This is a genomic window from Ochrobactrum sp. S1502_03, assembly GCF_044435015.1.
GTDB lineage: Bacteria > Pseudomonadota > Alphaproteobacteria > Rhizobiales > Rhizobiaceae > Brucella > Brucella chromiisoli.
Window position 1 is genome coordinate 115399 of record NZ_JAYEXN010000004.1, and the last position, 14282, is coordinate 129680.

Genomic DNA, 14282 nt, shown 5'->3' on the forward strand with positions numbered 1-14282 from the left:
ATTTAGTAGCGATCAGACTTTCTGCTGTGGAAGCCATTCTTCGAGGCGGCGAACCGCTTCCTCTATTTCTCCAAGGCTGCCTGCATAAGAAAAACGCATCGTCCGGTGCCCATCGATCGGATCAAAATCACGTCCGGGTGTTGCGGCTATGTTGGTTTCAGCGATCATGCGACGCGCAAATTGCATACTGTCATTGGTAAAGCGCGACACATCACAATAGGCGTAGAATGCGCCATCCATCGGTGCCGCAAGATTGAGCCCCATGCGCGGCAAATGCTCAAGCAGGATTTTCCGGTTCTGACGATAGCGGTCTTTGACTCGTTCAAGCTCAGCGGTCGCGTTAAACGCTTCAATTGCTGCGCGCTGCGAAAGCTCCGGTGCGGAAATATAAAGGCTCTGCCCCAGACATTCGATAGCGCGTACATCGGCATCAGGCAGAACCATCCAGCCGATGCGCCAGCCGGTCATGCAATAATATTTGGAGAACGAATTGATGATCGTTACATCGTCTGACATCTGCAATGCCGTCACATCTTCCTTCTCATAGGAAAGGCGGTGATAGATTTCATCAGAAATAACGCGGATGCCAAGATCCTGCGCGGTCTCAATGATTGCTTTGAGTTCGGGCTTGTCAATCACCGCGCCCGTTGGGTTGGCAGGGCTTGCAAAAAGCACCCCTTTCAACGGCTTTTCTGCGTGGGCTGCGGCAAGCGCCTTTGCCGTCAACGCGCCGGATGCTCCGCCCTCATTGGCAATTTCCACCACCTCAAGACCAAGAGCCTTCAGGATATTGCGATAAGCTGGATAGCCCGGACGCGTGATCGCAACGCGATCACCGGGGTCGAAATAGACGAGAAATGCTAGATTAAAGGCTGCTGACGACCCTGTGGTAATCGCAATGCGTTCCGGAGAAACCGACACACCATAGTTGTGCGCATAATGCTCAGCAATCGCTTCGCGCAGTTCAATCAGGCCAAGCGCATCCGTATAACCGATGCGGCCATCTTTCAGTGCACGCTCCGCAGCCAGCCGGACGGCTTGCGGTGCCGGGTCTGCCGGTTGCCCGACTGCCATCGAAATCATCGGATGGCCCGCAGCACGACGACGATTGGCTTCCGCCAGAACATCCATGGCGTGAAACGGTTCGACTGCGCTACGGTTGGAAAGAATATTCAACTTGGCCTCCAGAAAAGCGGTGAATGCAATTCAACTCCCCCGCCCTATAATCGCCGGATTGGTAAAGCAACAGCGCTATAGTAAAAACAGCGATGAAGTTTGATTTAAGATAATTAGAGACATATGGAAGTGCTAAGATTCGCACCAAAACCCTATTAATTATAAGCCAGATTTGAGGAGAATGAGGGGCAATATGGAAAGTATGACTGCAACTTTCTCAGCCAAAGCGATTTCCTTTCAAACTATGATGCGCCGCTCAGTGGCCGCATTTGCAGCCCTCGCTGTGGCTGTGACAGGCATACTGCCTGCAGAGGCGCAATCGCGCGGCGGCGGTGTTCCGATTGTTCGCGATGCTGAAATTGAAGCGCTGGTTGCAGATTACGCAGCCCCCATTCTCAAAGCAGCAAAACTTGGCGGACGCGGTGTCCGCGTCATCCTGGTCAATTCGCAGAGTTTCAACGCCTTCGTTGATGGTCGCCGTATTTTTATCAATACCGGTGCAATCATGCAGGCGGAAACGCCCAATGAAATCATCGGCGTGATTGCGCATGAAGCGGGCCACATTGCAGGTGGTCATCAGGACCGGCTGCGTGAACAATTAAGCCGCGCACGCACCATGGCCGTTATCGGTATGCTTTTGGGTGTTGGGGCCGGTGTTGCAGGTGCAGCAACCGGTAGCAGTGCTGCTGCCGGTGCTGGTGGCGGCATTGCTATGGGCAGTTCTGAAATGGCAATGCGTAGCCTGCTCAGCTATCAGCGCACCGAAGAAATCACCGCAGATCGGCTGGCTGTGAATTATCTCAATGCAACAGGCCAATCCACGAAGGGTATGCTGGATACGTTCCAGCGTTTTGCATCTGCGCTTTCGCTTTCCGGCACGCAGATCGACCAGTATCGCATCAGCCACCCGCTGCCGCGCGAACGCATTGCCAATCTTGAGGAGCTTGCGAAGAAGAGCCCGAATTTCAACAAGGTCGATTCACCCGCTCTCCAGCTCCGACATGACATGGCGCGCGCCAAGATCGCAGCCTATTCCAATAATATGGGCGCATTGCAGCGCATGTTCCGCGCCAATCCCGGCGGCTTACCCGCCCGATATGGCAACGCGATTACAACTTATCTGAACGGTTCCGCACGCTCCGCAATACCAAAATTCGAAGCGCTGATTAAAGAACAACCGAAGAATCCGTATTTTCAGGAAATGATGGGAGAAGTTCTGATCAAGGCGAACAATCCAGAAGCTGCTGCCAAGGCTTTCCAGCGCGCAGTCTCGCTCGATACACGCAAGTCGCCATTGCTTCGCATGAGCTATGGTCGTGCCTTGATGCTCACGGGTAACAAAGCCAATATGCCTGCGGCCATCAGAGAATTGAAAGCCGGCATCGCTGCGGACCCGGAATTCCCCGGCGGATATGGGTTTCTGGCACAAGCCTACGGCCAGTCAGGGGACATGGCACGCGCAGACCTTGCGACCGCGGACATGAACTATTATTCCGGGAACCTACAACAGGCGCAGATATTTGCGATCCGTGCGCAAAAACAGCTTAAGCGGGGAACGCCCGACTGGTTGCGTGCGCAGGATATTATCAACGCAAAGGCTAAAAAATAATCAGCACAGACGCTATATCAGCTAGGCTTGGCATCGATGTCCTGCACAGCTTTTCAGCACGTAAGAAAGTGAAAGTTATGAAGAATGTGATTTTGGGCTCGATCGCTGGTGGCGTTGTTGGCGCCGCAGCCCTTGCTCTGGGTTTTTATGCAGGCAGTACAGCCAATCAGGCCGCGCCGGTAGCCCCTGTCGTCGCGACGGCTAACCCCGCAATGACCCAACAGGGCATTGAGAACATTATTCGCAACTATCTGTTGCAGAACCCTGAAATCATGGTCGAGGTGCAGACGGCGCTTGAAACCAAGCAGGCAGAGGCCGCGCAGGAACAGGTCAAGCAAATCCTGGCTTCCAGCAAAGACCAGCTCTTCAATCCAGCGCATGACGCTGTGTTTGGCAATCCAAACGGTGATGTCACTGTTTATGAGTTTTTCGATTATAACTGCGGCTACTGCAAACGTGCCCTGCCCGACATGGAAGCCATTCTCAAAAACGATCCGAATGTGCGCTTCGTGATGAAGGAATTCCCAATTCTCGGCCCGGATTCCATGCGCGCACATGTCGTGGCACAAGCTTTCAGAGCTTTGATGCCCGAAAAATACGTCGAATATCATGAGCTTCTTCTCGGTGCACAGGAACGCGCAACGGAAGCGTCTGCGATAGCTGACGCGGTCAAGCTCGGAGCGGATGAAACACAGCTTCGTGAAAAGATGAAAGATCCAGCCATCACCAAGGCTTTCCAGGCAACCTATCAGCTTGCCCAAAAGCTCAACATCACCGGAACGCCGTCTTACATCATCGGAAACGAACTTGTTCCGGGTGCAATTGGTGCCGAAGGTTTGATCGAAAGAATCGCAGCCGCACGCTCGGCAAACAAAAGCTAGCCTGATTGAGATCGCATCTTCTTGATTTTCGAGGACGCGCAATCACTTAATCAGAGCGTATAAATGACTATTTTCGCCACATATTGCGTTCATTCCACAAAGAATAGCGGGAAAAACGCGGTGGTGAAACATTAGCATTGATTTAGAGGGTTTCAGCTTGCGTCTAAGCCCTCTATATGAAATGCGAAGTGTAGTCGAAATTTCGTAATAGGCCCGTAATCCACAACGGATGAACATGGTAAAAACGGTTTTTGTTCTGAATGGTCCCAATCTCAACCTTCTGGGGAAGCGCGAGCCGGGCATCTACGGTGTGGCAACGCTCGATGATATCGAAGCGAGCTGCAAACGCGAATCTGAACAATGGGGCCTTGCTATCGATTTTCGCCAGACCAATTATGAAGGTGAGCTGGTGAGCTGGATTCAGGAAGCAGGCGAGAAAAACGCCTATGTCCTGATCAATCCGGCTGCATACAGTCATACTTCGGTTGCTATTCACGATGCCATCCGCTCGGCCAAGGTTACGGCCGTGGAAGTGCATCTTTCTAATATTCATGCGCGTGAAGCTTTCCGGCATCACTCCTATGTCTCCGCAGTCGCCAAAGGCGTTATCTGCGGTTTTGGCGCGGAAGGATACCTGCTCGGCCTGCGCGCACTCGCGGCAATTGCCAAAGAAGAAGAAAACAACGGGCAAGCGTAAAGGGGCCTGATATGTCCAGCAAATCATCCGTCATCGACAAAGAAACAATCCGCGATCTCGCGGACATTCTCAATGAAACCGACCTGACCGACATTGAAGTCGAGCATGGCGATCTGCGTATTCGCGTTTCGCGCAAGGTAACGGTTCAGGCGGCTGCCACCGTGATGCAGGCAGCACCCGCCGCGGCCCCAGCGCCTGTCGCTGCTGTTGTTGCCGCAGAGCCAACCAAGGCAGAACTCAGCAAGAACGCTGTTCCTTCACCAATGGTCGGCACCGCCTATCTGGCGCCTGCTCCCGGCGCACGCAACTTCATCGAAGTTGGCACACAGGTTAAGGAAGGCCAGACCCTTCTGATCATCGAAGCCATGAAGACCATGAACCAGATCGCCGCTCCGCGCGCCGGTACAGTCAAGGCTATTCTGATCGAAGATGCACAGCCCGTCGAATTCGGCGAGCCGCTGGTCGTCATCGAATAAGACGACGATCTGGTCAGAAGAATTTCGGCTTATTCAATGAACGGGCAGCAAAGCGCAATGTTTCAAAAGATACTCATAGCCAATCGTGGCGAAATCGCTCTTCGCGTGCTCAGGGCTTGTAAAGAACTGGGCATCAAGACGGTCGCAGTTCATTCCACGGCAGACGCCGATGCGATGCATGTTCGCCTTGCGGACGAAAGTGTGTGCATTGGACCGCCTCCATCACGCGACAGCTATCTGAATATTCATCAAATCGTTGCCGCTTGCGAAATCACAGGCGCGGATGCAATCCATCCGGGCTACGGCTTCCTGTCGGAAAATGCTAAGTTTGCTGAAATTCTTGAAGCACACGGCATTACCTTCATCGGACCAACCTCTTCGCATATCCGTATCATGGGCGACAAGATTGAAGCCAAGCGCACGGCTAAGCGCCTTGGCATTCCAGTCGTTCCGGGTTCAGATGGCGGCGTAACCGACGAAAACGAAGCCAAGCGCATCGCAAAAGAAATCGGCTATCCGGTCATCATCAAGGCATCCGCCGGCGGTGGTGGTCGCGGCATGAAGGTTGCACGCACCGAGGAAGACCTCTCAGTCGCTCTCTCAACCGCTCGCACCGAAGCGGGTGCGGCATTTGGTGACGATGCAGTCTATATCGAGAAATACCTCGAAAAGCCGCGTCACATCGAAGTTCAGGTGATGGGCGATGGTGCAGGCAATGCAATCCATCTGGGCGAACGCGACTGCTCGTTGCAGCGCCGCCACCAGAAGGTTTGGGAAGAAGCCAATTCCCCAGCGTTGAACGCTGAAGCACGTGACAAGATCGGCATGGTCTGCGCCAATGCTGTTGCCGACATGGGCTATCGCGGTGCTGGCACGATTGAGTTCCTATATGAAAACGGCGAGTTCTATTTCATCGAAATGAACACCCGTTTGCAGGTGGAGCATCCGGTTACCGAAGCGATCACCGGCATTGATCTCGTACACGAGCAGATCCGTGTGGCAGCAGGTCTCGGTCTTTCGGTCAAGCAGGATGAAGTCCGCTTCTCCGGTCATGCCATTGAATGCCGTATCAATGCGGAAGATCCGCGTAACTTTACGCCTTCACCGGGTCTGATCACGCATTACCATACGCCGGGTGGCCTTGGCATTCGTGTGGATTCGGGCGTCTATTCCGGCTACCGCATCCCGCCTTACTATGACAGCCTCATCGGCAAGCTCATCGTTCATGGCCGCAACCGCGTTGAATGCATGATGCGTCTGCGTCGCGCACTTGATGAGTTCGTGGTCGATGGTGTCAAGACGACCCTGCCCCTGTTCCAGGACCTGATTTCCAATCAGGACATCGCCAATGGCGACTACGACATTCATTGGCTGGAAAAATATCTGGCTAAGCAGTCTGAAACACCAGGTGCATAAGTAAAGTGACCGCAGGAGCTTCCCCGGACGACTATTCAATCGACCCGGAGTTGCTCCTGCGGGCCTACGCCACCGGAGTTTTTCCGATGGCAGAAGAAGCGGATGACCCGGAGATTTTCTGGGTTCGTCCTGAAAAGCGCGGCATCATCCCGTTTGATGGCTTTCACGTTCCGAAAAGCCTGCAAAAAACCATCCGGCAAGCAGTTTTTGAAATCCGTCTCGACAGCGATTTCGAGGGAGTTATCGACGGCTGCGCAAGCGGCACCGGCGAACGAGCACGCACATGGATTAACGGGCCAATTCGCGAAGCTTATGGTCAGCTTTTTGATGCCGGTCATTGCCACACCGTTGAAGCGTGGCATGAGGGTAAGCTCGTGGGTGGACTTTATGGCGTTACGCTGGGACGCGCTTTCTTTGGCGAGAGCATGTTTACGCGCAAGCGTGACGCATCAAAGGTCTGCCTCGCTTTTCTGGTGGAACATCTGAAGCGGCAGGGCTTTGTGCTGCTCGATACCCAGTTCACGACCGCGCATCTTGAGCGCTTCGGTGCGATCGAAGTCCGGCGCAAGAAATATGAAAAGCTGCTCGAAGACGCGCTTCAGGGAACAGCTTTATTCTGAATCTCAAGATTATTTGCGTTGATCAGGCGGCGGGACGTCAGAAGACTGCTTGCAGTTCTTCAGCCATACGTCATAAATCGGGTGTTCAACGGCGTTCAAGCCAGGACTATCCGCAAACATCCAGCCTGTAAAAATCCGGCGGATTTTTCGGTCAAGTGTGATTTCATCAACTTCGACAAAGGCATCTGTGCGCGGTGCCTCATTCTCAGTGCGAGAATAGCAAACCTTGGGCGTTACCTGCAGCGCACCAAATTGCACTGTCTCATTGATATAAACATCAAAGGTTGTGATGCGCCCAGTGATCTTGTCCAACCCCGAAAATTCGGCAACAGGATTGGAAATGCGCTCTGCATAGGCTGTATTAAAGCTCAATGTACCAGCGAGAGCTGTGAGCAAAGCGAGTTTCGCAGCACTCATTATCCAGTTCTTTCCGTTAACAGCCGTGCCGGGAGAATGCTTCGTCAAAACGGATATCCGTACAATCTGGTTAAATATAGAGCCGCAATCGTTTCTAATCGCCAATTGTGACGATTCGTAGCCCAGCTGCAAGCAACAATGCTTCGCAAACATCTATCCTCAGGGCTTTTGCAGTATGACGCTAAAGAAAAAGACCGGCGGTAAACCACACGCCGATCTTTTCATAAAACTTAGCTGCCCGGTGTCCAGGCATCGTATTCGCCGGTCACGCGCGGGCGTTCCGCAGGCTGCGTTCCCGGAATCGCGATAGCACCTTTTGGACGATAAGCCAGCGGCGAACCTGTCAGGTTCTGCAAATGTGGCTTCTGCCAGTCGCGCGGCTTGTAATCTTCCTTGCTTGGCGGTGTATCAACACGGTGATGCATCCAGCCATGCCAGCCCGGAGGAATAGCACTTGCTTCCGCATAGCCATTGAAAATGACCCAGCGGCGTGTACGACCTTCAGAGTCTTTACCACCCTGATAGTAAATATTGCCGAACTCGTCTTCACCAACCCGTTCGCCTTTGCGCCAGGTATGAAAGCGGGTGCCAAGTGTCTGGCCATTCCACCATGTGAAGACTTGCGTAAGAAATTTCTTCATGACCTATCCAGATCCGTTATTGCCACAGGCAGTAAAACTGCCGGGTTTTCAACGCTTATGGCCCTATCAAACGCGCAACGCAAGGGGCAAGTTGCCGCTGTCACAAGAGTATGAAGCGGCAGCAACGCGTTCCTACATGCTCCAGCCTTCAAGAGACTTTTCCATAATCAGCACCGGTTCCTTGCAATTGGGATCACCCCAATCTTCACTGCGCCCAACCCGCGCATAGCCTTTGCGCTCATAGAAACGAACCGACTTTTCATTGCGCTCAATCACTTCAAGGCGCATCGTGTTCACACCCGGGAAAGCCATTTCGACTTCTGCCAGAAGCATTGTGCCGATGCCCTGTACCTGCGCTTCGGGGCGCACATAAAGCTGGTGCAGCGAGGCTTTGCCTTCTCCGGTCTGGCTTGCAAAAGCCATTCCATCGATACCGCCCTCGCCGTTATCTGCAACGATAAATTCCGAATATGGCTTCTTGAGATTGGCTTTGAGTGCTGCAACCGAGTGCCATTTTCCGGTAACGGCGTCGACCGTCTCCCGGCCAAGAACGTCATCGAAGGTCGCATGCCAAGTCGAAACCAGCAACTCGTGCACAGCCTTCAGATCGGCCTCACTGGCGCTGCGAACCCACATTATTCTTCAATCCCAAGCTTGGACTTAACCAGATCATTGACGGCCTGCGGGTTGGCCTTGCCGCCTGTTGCCTTCATCACCTGACCAACGAACCAACCCGCCATGCTTGGCTTGGCCTTGGCCTGTTCAACCTTGTCCGGGTTGGCGCTGATAATATCGTCAACGGCTTTCTCAATCGCACCGGTATCCGTGACCTGTTTCATACCGCGTTCTTCAACGAGGCTCTTCGGATCGCCACCTTCATTCCAGACGATCTCAAAGAGTTCCTTGGCAATCTTGCCGGAAATTGTTCCGTCCTTGATCAGATCGATGATGCCGCCCAACTGCGCTGGCGAAACAGGCGATTCTTCAATGTCCTTGCCAGCCTTGTTCAATGCGCCAAGAAGATCATTGATGACCCAGTTTGCAGCCAGCTTGCCGTCACGACCCTCACTCACCGCTTCGTAATAGTCTGCAATTGCCTTTTCCGAGACGAGAATCGAAGCGTCATAAACCGAAATGCCGAGCGTTTCGACCAAGCGGTCTTTTTTGAAATCGGGTAACTCAGGCAAATCAGTGGCAAGCGCATCAACGAAAGCCTGATCGAATTCGAGCGGTAGAAGGTCGGGGTCCGGGAAATAGCGATAGTCATGCGCTTCTTCTTTTGAGCGCATCGAACGGGTTTCGCCCTTTACAGGATCAAACAGGCGGGTTTCCTGATCGATTGAACCACCGTCTTCCAGAATAGCAATCTGTCGACGTGCTTCAACTTCAATCGCCTGACCAACAAAGCGGATCGAATTGACGTTCTTGATTTCGCAACGCGTGCCGAATTCACCGCCCGGACGACGAACGGAGACGTTCACATCAGCGCGCATCGAGCCTTCGTCCATATTGCCGTCACAGGTGCCGAGATAGCGAACAATCGTGCGCAGCTTGGTCAGATAAGCACGTGCTTCGTCAGACGAACGCAGGTCTGGCTTGGAAACGATTTCCATCAGCGCCACACCGGAACGATTCAGATCGACATAGGACATGGTTGGATGCTGGTCGTGCAGCGACTTGCCCGCATCCTGTTCGAGATGCAGACGCTCAATGCCGATCTCAACATCTTCGAACTGGCCCTTGTTGTCAGGACCAACGGAGATCATGATCTTGCCTTCGCCAACAATCGGCTGCTTGAACTGCGAAATCTGATAGCCTTGCGGCAGATCGGGATAGAAATAGTTTTTGCGATCAAAAACCGACTTGAGATTGATCTGCGCATTCAGACCAATGCCTGTACGGACAGCCTGTTTGACGCATTCAAGATTAATCACCGGCAACATGCCTGGCATGGCAGCATCAACCAGAGATACGTTGGCATTCGGATCAGCACCAAAGGATGTGGAGGCACCGGAGAACAGCTTCGACTCGGACGTAACCTGCGCATGGACTTCCATGCCGATGACCACTTCCCAGTCGCCAGTTGCGCCAGAAATGAAACGTTTTGGTTCAGGTATACGCGTATCGATAAGGGACATGCTGGCTCGCAAATATTCGGATTGAGCTAAAAACGGATTGCATACTGGCTAGAACAAAGCCCTCAACGATGCAAGCTTTTCGGCCAATCAATTGCAGGAGATGAAACGAAAAAGGCCGCGCATTGCGCGGCCTTCTGATAAAGTGGGCGTGAAAAGAATTAAGCCTCGTCGGACTTTTCTTCTGCCTTCTTCTTAGGAGCGGCCTTCTTCTTAGGCGCAGCCTTCTTGGCTGGCTTTGCTTCCGAAGCTGCATCTTCGTCTTCTGCGGTCAGCTCTTCCTTCGAGACCTTCTTGTCGGTCACGTTGATGTTTGCGAGCAGATGGTCAACGACCTTTTCTTCAAAGATTGGCGCGCGGAGGTTCGCAACGGCATCCGGCGTCTTGCGCAGGAATTCGTAGATTTCCTTTTCCTGACCTGGGTAGCGGCGTACCTGATCAAAGACAGCGCGCTGCAGTTCTTCTTCAGAAACTTCTACGCCAGCCTTTTCGCCGATTTCGGAGAGAACCAGACCGAGACGAACGCGACGTTCAGCAAGCTTGCGATACTCTTCGCGAGCAGCTTCTTCCGTGGTTTCTTCGTCTTCGAAGGAGCGGCCAGCCTGCTGCAGGTCGAAGTTGATCTGCTGCCAGATGTTGTTGAATTCGGCTTCAACAAGCTTTTCCGGGGTTTCAAACTGGTAATCGCCATCAAGCGCGTCAAGAATCTGACGCTTTACCTTCTGACGGGTGATCTGTCCGTACTGGCTTTCGATCTGTTCGCGAACAACCTGACGCAGACGCTCAAGCGACTCAATACCGAGCTTCTTAGCGGTTTCATCGTCGAGAACGAGTTCGCCAGCCTTTTCAACGCCTTTTACGGTGATGTCGAAGGTTGCTTCCTTACCTGCGAGGTGCGCCGCACCGTATTCAGCAGGGAAAGTTACGTTGATAACCTTCTCGTCGCCAGCCTTGAGGCCAATAAGCTGCTCTTCAAAGCCAGGAATGAACTGTCCCGAACCAAGAACGAGCTGCGCATCGGTGTCTGCGCCGCCTTCAAATGGTTCACCATCGAGCTTGCCGAGATAGTCGATCGTTACGCGATCTTCGTTTTCGGCCTTACCCTTCTTTGCTTCAAAGGTACGGGTCGAAGCAGCAACGCGCTTGACCTGTTCGTCAACTTCTTCTTCCGAAATATCGACGACTTCACGGGTGACAGCGATCTTCGTGAAGTCCTTGACTTCGATCGTTGGCAGAACTTCGTAGGTCAGCGAGAAAACGAAATCGGCCTTGCCGTCGAGAACCTTTTCAGCTTCTTTTTCGTCTTCCGACATCGAAACGACGGGCTGCGTTGCCGACTTTTCGTTGCGGTCCGCAAGAATCGAACGCGACGAATCGTTGAGGATTTCGTTCACGATCTCAGCCATGAAGGACTTGCCGTAGGTCTTGCGCAGGTGTGCCGTTGGCACCTTGCCTGGACGGAAACCGTTAATCTTGGCGCGACCACGCGCAGTTTCGAGCCGCTCAGAGAGCTTGGCTTCGAGATCTCCGGCCGGAACCACGACTTTAATCTCGCGCTTCAGCCCTTCATTGAGCGTTTCGGTAACCTGCATGTTCAAACCTTCACTTCTTGTCATTGTCCCGCCGTTGCCGGCCTATGTGCCTTGTCGCGGGAGAGAAATTCTGTTGCCTTGCAGCAGTTGGTGCGGATAGAGGGACTCGAACCCCCACGGTCTCCCGCCAGAACCTAAATCTGGTGCGTCTACCAATTTCGCCATATCCGCTTCTAAGCCGAAGTGCATTCAACCGAACGCACTGAATTCGTCTCAGATATTGAACTGCCCTCGAAAGCGCGCGTCTCTATATCATTCAATTTTCCCGGTTCAAAGGAAAAAAGCCTTTTTACCGGCATTGATTTGCCAGCTCTTTCAAGCCGAAGCGCTTTCGTGCTTTCTGCCCCTATATAGCGATCCTGTCGCAAGAGCCAAGCCCCTTTTCGAAAGCAGCGATATTAATAAAGCGGCTCTTCGTAAAGCGGCACACCATTATCACGCAAAGCCTTCATGACAGCTGTGCCCTTATCGTCGATGGCAACCACCGCTGTAATGCTTAAATCTCGCTGGCTGTCTTCGATCTCACGCCCCTCACCTTCGGGCACATAATAGCGTTCTATGCCGTAGCGCAGGTTGATGGTGGCATCGGAATAATCAGGGATTACATAATTTGATTCCCCATGAATCTGCACTTCATCAGAAGCGAGGTCCGTGAAAGGCACGAAAGCCGCGCGTGAAAAATGCCATATGCCGTTAGCATCGGGTTTCAGCGCCACATAGACATCGCGAGCATCGCGGGGAGGTTTTCCTTGAATGCGCGTCAGCGCAATCGTCGAAATATCATAGCCGAGGATGACATAATCGCCACGCATCAAATCGCGAGGATCGACTGGCTGGGTTTGCAACACCACTTCATGGCCAGACCGCAGCACAGAGGCGCGCTTTTCAATACTCGAATATAAAATGCCTGTTTGAAGCAATGCGGCCGCAACCGCACCTGCATAAAGCCATTTGCTTTTCATAACACTCATTGCTGCACCTCCGGCCCGCGCTTTCGGCCGAACCTGTTTTCCATACGGCGCACAAAAGCAGCGAGAAGAAGCACCAGAATACCGGCTGTAAGGAAAAATCCTGACGTGCCGATCATCGAACCAACCGTCGCAAAGGCCAGATACAGCACTTCAAACGAGAAGGCCGCATAAGCAATAGAACGCAAACTGCCATTGTCGCGTCCGCATATTGCAAGCGCTCCAATAGAAAGTGCGAGAACGAAGATGCCATAAATAACATCATGCGCTATGCCCTCGGGCGTGGAATAAGAGAACATTCTGTCAACCTGCAAGATGCCAAGCGCCAGCAATGCGAGCAGCAGACCGTAAGACGCAAGAGGATGCGCAAAGCGCGTCAGCTTCTGAAGTGCATCATGTGCGAAAGCATCCGCCAGCATGAATGCCATGCCGAACAGAAGCATCAAGCCGAGAATCATACGGTTTTCATTCTCGACATAAAGAAGTAACGCCCAGCCAAGTACAAACAGGCACCACAAATGCGCCGCATGACGGGATCGGGTATAGCGCGCCACAGCAGCGCCAATCAGCACGAGCAGCGGTCCAATCAGGCGGTAACTGAGATCACCATAATTATTGTCATATACATAGGTGAAGAGATAGAAGCAGGCCACGCCCGCACCAAACGCTGTCAGAACGGACGAGCGCAACAGCAAGGCAGCGGCTAAGACGCCACCGGTCCAGACAAGTGCTGCCAAATGCACATCGCCCGACAGATGATACATCTGACCGACAAGCGCGATACCTGCACCAAATGATGCAGCGCCAACGATATAAAGGGCCTGCGGAAGCACTTTGTCGCCACGCAATTGCCGCCATGCACCACCGAGATAACAGGCCCAGATAAGCGCGAAGACAAGACCGATCCGCATGATGCGCGGCATGTCCTGCCAGTTGGCGGCAATCAGCATGATGACAGCGGCACCGAGCAGCAGCCCCCCCAGTGTGGCCAGCACCGAGCCAAGACTGAAGCGTGGTCCCCGTTTTTTAAGATCAACATTGAGACGCGAGGCGGTTTCGGCGTCGATAAGGCCGTCATCCTGCCAACGCTCGATCAGGCGCTCTACGGAAACTGAAAACGACAAAACAACTCCTGAACGATCTATCTGTTGATGCTAAATTTAATTCAAGTGATTGGGAACATATAGGAAACTCGCCAGCTGGCAAAGAGGCAACGCAAATCAGTTTGAGGCAAATTTGTGCCCGACCAGTCTAATCGATTTAGCGTGTGTTGCAGAACCCGCAAGGCAGCTATGCAAACTCGGGCCTGCAACTAACGAAAACAATGCGTTATATCATGAACACAGAAAAGATGAATTGAACCACAGTTCCTCAACGATGAAGGAATAATACCATGAACCTCGTACGCTCTTACAACAACTGGCGCCGTTACCGCGATACTGTCAATGAGCTCAACCAGCTTTCGACTCGCGAACTCAACGACCTCGGCATTTCCCGCGCAGACATTCCTTATGTAGCGCGTCAGTCCAAGGCTCGCTAAATAGAATTCATTTTGCTGGGCCTGAATCCTCCTCCCATCAGGCCCGGTTTGTCGCAAAGCACTCCTCCTCCCATGCTTTGCGATACTAAGACCGGTCTCTCCTCCTCCCAATTC

The 14282-nt window shown here is 52.9% G+C and carries 15 protein-coding genes and 1 tRNA gene; 7 read left to right on the forward strand and 9 right to left on the reverse strand.

Annotation, left to right across the window (positions count from 1 at the left end):
• Positions 1–12: 12 nt before the first annotated feature.
• On the reverse strand, positions 13–1176 hold the full coding sequence (locus tag VBH83_RS05170) for a pyridoxal phosphate-dependent aminotransferase (protein ID WP_396996634.1): 1164 nt from the start codon (positions 1174–1176) through the stop codon (positions 13–15).
• 193 nt (positions 1177–1369) lie between these two features.
• Between VBH83_RS05170 and VBH83_RS05175 the strand changes: the two genes are divergently transcribed.
• The 6 genes from VBH83_RS05175 (at position 1370) to aat (ending at position 6875) form a co-directional block, all read left to right on the forward strand.
• Complete coding sequence (locus VBH83_RS05175; RefSeq protein ID WP_396996636.1) at positions 1370–2785, forward strand: M48 family metalloprotease; 1416 nt, start codon at positions 1370–1372, stop codon at positions 2783–2785.
• Between the two features lie 77 nt (positions 2786–2862).
• Positions 2863–3666, forward strand: coding sequence for a DsbA family protein (locus VBH83_RS05180; protein WP_396996638.1), 804 nt, complete (start codon positions 2863–2865; stop codon positions 3664–3666).
• Between the two features lie 235 nt (positions 3667–3901).
• Positions 3902–4363, forward strand: a complete 462-nt coding sequence (gene aroQ, locus VBH83_RS05185) for a type II 3-dehydroquinate dehydratase (protein ID WP_265983741.1) — start codon at positions 3902–3904, stop codon at positions 4361–4363.
• Between the two features lie 11 nt (positions 4364–4374).
• Positions 4375–4839, forward strand: coding sequence for an acetyl-CoA carboxylase biotin carboxyl carrier protein (gene accB / locus VBH83_RS05190; RefSeq protein ID WP_396996641.1), 465 nt, complete (start codon positions 4375–4377; stop codon positions 4837–4839).
• Between the two features lie 57 nt (positions 4840–4896).
• Positions 4897–6255 (forward strand): acetyl-CoA carboxylase biotin carboxylase subunit, encoded by a 1359-nt coding sequence (accC, locus tag VBH83_RS05195; RefSeq protein ID WP_265983739.1) that lies wholly within the window; start codon positions 4897–4899, stop codon positions 6253–6255.
• Between the two features lie 50 nt (positions 6256–6305).
• Entirely contained in the window at positions 6306–6875 is a 570-nt protein-coding gene (gene aat / locus VBH83_RS05200; protein ID WP_396996701.1) for a leucyl/phenylalanyl-tRNA--protein transferase, read from the forward strand.
• 9 nt (positions 6876–6884) lie between these two features.
• Here the strand turns inward: aat and VBH83_RS05205 are convergent, their stop codons facing one another.
• From VBH83_RS05205 to VBH83_RS05240, 8 genes are all read right to left on the reverse strand, one after another.
• Complete coding sequence (locus VBH83_RS05205) at positions 6885–7340, reverse strand: DUF2155 domain-containing protein (RefSeq protein WP_265983737.1); 456 nt, start codon at positions 7338–7340, stop codon at positions 6885–6887.
• A gap of 182 nt (positions 7341–7522) precedes the next feature.
• A complete protein-coding gene (locus tag VBH83_RS05210) occupies positions 7523–7933 on the reverse strand; it encodes an NADH:ubiquinone oxidoreductase subunit NDUFA12 (RefSeq protein ID WP_265983735.1) in 411 nt (136 codons plus the stop codon).
• 132 nt (positions 7934–8065) lie between these two features.
• Complete coding sequence (locus VBH83_RS05215) at positions 8066–8569, reverse strand: GNAT family N-acetyltransferase (RefSeq protein WP_265983733.1); 504 nt, start codon at positions 8567–8569, stop codon at positions 8066–8068.
• A complete protein-coding gene (gene gatB / locus VBH83_RS05220) occupies positions 8569–10071 on the reverse strand; it encodes an Asp-tRNA(Asn)/Glu-tRNA(Gln) amidotransferase subunit GatB (protein ID WP_396996644.1) in 1503 nt (500 codons plus the stop codon). Before gatB ends, VBH83_RS05215 begins: the two co-directional genes overlap by 1 nt.
• A 158-nt stretch (positions 10072–10229) precedes the next feature.
• On the reverse strand, positions 10230–11660 hold the full coding sequence (gene tig / locus VBH83_RS05225) for a trigger factor (RefSeq protein WP_265983884.1): 1431 nt from the start codon (positions 11658–11660) through the stop codon (positions 10230–10232).
• Between the two features lie 88 nt (positions 11661–11748).
• A tRNA-Leu gene (locus tag VBH83_RS05230) sits at positions 11749–11831 on the reverse strand.
• A 227-nt stretch (positions 11832–12058) separates the two neighbouring features.
• Positions 12059–12631, reverse strand: a complete 573-nt coding sequence (locus VBH83_RS05235; RefSeq protein ID WP_265983654.1) for a GDYXXLXY domain-containing protein — start codon at positions 12629–12631, stop codon at positions 12059–12061.
• Entirely contained in the window at positions 12628–13752 is a 1125-nt protein-coding gene (locus tag VBH83_RS05240) for a DUF2157 domain-containing protein (RefSeq protein ID WP_396996646.1), read from the reverse strand. The genes VBH83_RS05235 and VBH83_RS05240 overlap by 4 nt, the downstream gene beginning before the upstream one ends.
• A 269-nt stretch (positions 13753–14021) precedes the next feature.
• Here VBH83_RS05240 and VBH83_RS05245 point away from each other — a divergent pair, with 269 nt between their 5' ends.
• Complete coding sequence (locus VBH83_RS05245) at positions 14022–14168, forward strand: DUF1127 domain-containing protein (protein WP_265983650.1); 147 nt, start codon at positions 14022–14024, stop codon at positions 14166–14168.
• Positions 14169–14282: the final 114 nt, after the last annotated feature.

Excerpts from the sequence above, each read along its gene's own strand:
- VBH83_RS05245 (WP_265983650.1), top strand. The coding sequence starts at position 14,022 with ATGAACCTCGTACGCTCTTACAACAACTGGCGCCGTTACCGCGATACT.
- VBH83_RS05175 (WP_396996636.1), top strand. The coding sequence starts at position 1,370 with ATGGAAAGTATGACTGCAACTTTCTCAGCCAAAGCGATTTCCTTTCAA.
- VBH83_RS05215 (WP_265983733.1), bottom strand. The coding sequence starts at position 8,569 with ATGTGGGTTCGCAGCGCCAGTGAGGCCGATCTGAAGGCTGTGCACGAG.
- accC (WP_265983739.1), top strand. The coding sequence starts at position 4,897 with ATGTTTCAAAAGATACTCATAGCCAATCGTGGCGAAATCGCTCTTCGC.
- aroQ (WP_265983741.1), top strand. The coding sequence starts at position 3,902 with ATGGTAAAAACGGTTTTTGTTCTGAATGGTCCCAATCTCAACCTTCTG.
- VBH83_RS05235 (WP_265983654.1), bottom strand. The coding sequence starts at position 12,631 with ATGAGTGTTATGAAAAGCAAATGGCTTTATGCAGGTGCGGTTGCGGCC.
- gatB (WP_396996644.1), bottom strand. The coding sequence starts at position 10,071 with ATGTCCCTTATCGATACGCGTATACCTGAACCAAAACGTTTCATTTCT.
- VBH83_RS05180 (WP_396996638.1), top strand. The coding sequence starts at position 2,863 with ATGAAGAATGTGATTTTGGGCTCGATCGCTGGTGGCGTTGTTGGCGCC.
- accB (WP_396996641.1), top strand. The coding sequence starts at position 4,375 with ATGTCCAGCAAATCATCCGTCATCGACAAAGAAACAATCCGCGATCTC.
- VBH83_RS05210 (WP_265983735.1), bottom strand. The coding sequence starts at position 7,933 with ATGAAGAAATTTCTTACGCAAGTCTTCACATGGTGGAATGGCCAGACA.
- tig (WP_265983884.1), bottom strand. The coding sequence starts at position 11,660 with ATGCAGGTTACCGAAACGCTCAATGAAGGGCTGAAGCGCGAGATTAAA.